Genomic DNA, 2,178 nt, shown 5'->3' with positions numbered 1-2,178 from the left:
CCTGGCCATGGTTCATGATCTCGCTTCCCCAGCAAATGCTGGAATCAGCGTGTCCACGAACAAGGGTCAGGCCCCGCCATCGCGGCGTACTTGATCGCCTGCATCTCCACGGTGTCGGGTGCCTTATCGCGCTTGAGCTCGGCGAGCACCAGACGTCCGTCGGCATCCAGACCGAGCACGTCGAGCCGGTCTCTTTGCCGGTCGCCGCGGGAGTCCTGCCAGCGGTCGAACTCGAAGGCAACCACCATGACGTCCGGGCCGAGGATCTCGGGCCGGGCGAGCACCCATTCCTGCAGGTCGTCGCGCTCACGCAAACCGGCATCAGCCAGGCTGACGGCCGGCAGAGGTACGGCGGCGCCGTCTTCGATGGCATAGACGCGCTCACTGCTCATGCCTTGCGACTCCTCTTCTGTCGATGGGCCACGCTCGCTCGGTGAGCGCGAACTTGGTCTCAATCGGGACCGATATACGTTCAGGCCACTGTCTCACCCATCTGTCCATCAATCCCACCGATCACAATCCTCGCTCACTTGGTGTTCGCCGACTCGGCGGCCGCAGATCGATCCGCGGCCAGTCGACGTCCTCCCCCATCAACTTGATGAGGTCTTCCTGCCGTGGCTGCCCCATCACGGAGCGATACGCCCCGAGGGTGCGCTGCAATCTGCGGTACTGGCGTGACTCCCTGCTGAGGGGCATCGCCGGCACGTACCGTTCGATCTTGGCGGGGCCGTCGTAGAGCCAGAAGGGGCTCATCCCATCGCTGTCTTCGGGCTCAGCAGCCTCGGCAGCGTCGAACATGCCCGCCCACGGATCATCGTTCCCCTCGGCGAGCGCGGCAGCGCCATGGCGTTGTGCGATGTTCCTACGGATCGCGTGTCCCTTGTACCGGTGCACGCGTCCTTCGCGCTGTTCCAGGTCCACGGGGTTGCCGGGCAGGTTCCAGTGGACGATGGCGTGGCTGTAGTTGTGGAAGTCCAAGCCCTCTTGGCCCACCGAGGTGCTCGCGAGCACGAAGGGCCAGAACGGGGAGTTGAAGCTGTCGCGCACCGAGGTCTCGCGCTTCTCGGCCTGTTCGGAGCTCTGGGCGCGGCCGAATCTCGCCGCGATATGGGAGTGGAGGCGCCGCACGGTGACGTCGATCTTGGCGTCATTCGCGCTCAGCTCGTGGATCTCGTTCGCCGCCGTGCGGACGCCGGCTGTGGCGCGAATCCGGTCGGCGAGCTTGTCGGCGCGCTCGAACGGTTCGTCGCCGATCAGGCCGAGCGAGTCGACGAGCGTGTGCACGTACTCGTCGAGGGTCGACTGGAGATTGCCGTCGAGGCAGTAGCGGAGGACGAGCTGCCAGTAGCCGTCGGTGTCCTCGTCACTCGCGCCCGTCGAGGCGCGCACGGCCGCCATGATCTCGGGGCGGTTGAAGAGCGTTCGGAGGCCCTCTCCGATGCTGAGAGCAGCTCGACGGATGCGGGGATCGTCGAAGCTCGCCTCTCCCCCGGTCGCTCGTCCCAGAGCACGCAGTGCACAGACCCCCGGGCCGGCGACGGCGATCATCGCCAGCACCCGGGCGAGGTCTTCAGGTGGTGCACCGAGAGTCTCCCAGTCCGGGTCGACCGCGAAGGCGACGTGGTCCGCGTAGCGGGAGGCCGCCTCCTCCCCCTCGGTCTCCCCGTCGACGGCCCCGCGAAGGCTCAGATCCTCCAGGTTCAGTGCCCGGTCGAGCAGGTAGGGGGCGATTCCGTACCAGCCGGCGGTCTGCCCCTTCTTCTCTCTGATGGGCAGGTCGAGCGCATCCAGTTTTCGTTGGATCTGAGCGGTCACCGTCTCCAACAGCTGGTCCCGGTCCAGGGGCAGATGTTCCCCTGACTCACGGGCGATGGCGAGGGGGTCTCCGAGTCGCGCGAGCGCTACGGAGGGGTGGAGCAGTGCGAGGTGTGGCAGGTTGAGGAGCTTCTCGTCCGTGACGGCGAAGCGCAGCAGCGGCGAGGGGCGAGTGGAGTCGTAACGGGTGGATGATCCATCGCTCTGGCGGGGGGCGTAGGCGCTCAGCCGACGGTCGACCTCGTAGCTGAAGAGAGCGGCGATGGCTTTCGGGACGACGCTCCAGCCGGCGTTCCGCAGAATTCGGGGGTTCTGGAGGCATGCCGGGAGAGTCGTAGCCTTGTGACCTGCGCGGGGGTGTTC

Annotated in this window: 2 protein-coding genes; both read right to left on the bottom strand. The window is 66.6% G+C overall.

Going from position 1 to position 2,178, the window contains the following annotated elements:
- Nucleotides 1-44 precede the first annotated feature (44 nt).
- The gene (locus ACHUEU_RS16425; protein WP_394217158.1) at nt 45-392 is read right to left on the bottom strand and encodes a hypothetical protein; all 348 of its coding nucleotides are present in this window, start codon (nt 390-392) and stop codon (nt 45-47) included.
- A gap of 121 nt (nt 393-513) precedes the next feature.
- The coding region (locus ACHUEU_RS16420) for a helicase-related protein (RefSeq protein ID WP_394217157.1) at nt 514-2,178 on the bottom strand (1,665 nt) is incomplete at its 5' end.

The organism is Brachybacterium vulturis (genome assembly GCF_043641765.1).
GTDB lineage: Bacteria > Actinomycetota > Actinomycetes > Actinomycetales > Dermabacteraceae > Brachybacterium > Brachybacterium vulturis_A.
Note: the sequence above shows the minus strand (reverse complement) of the source record. Positions and strands in the feature narration are given on the sequence as shown.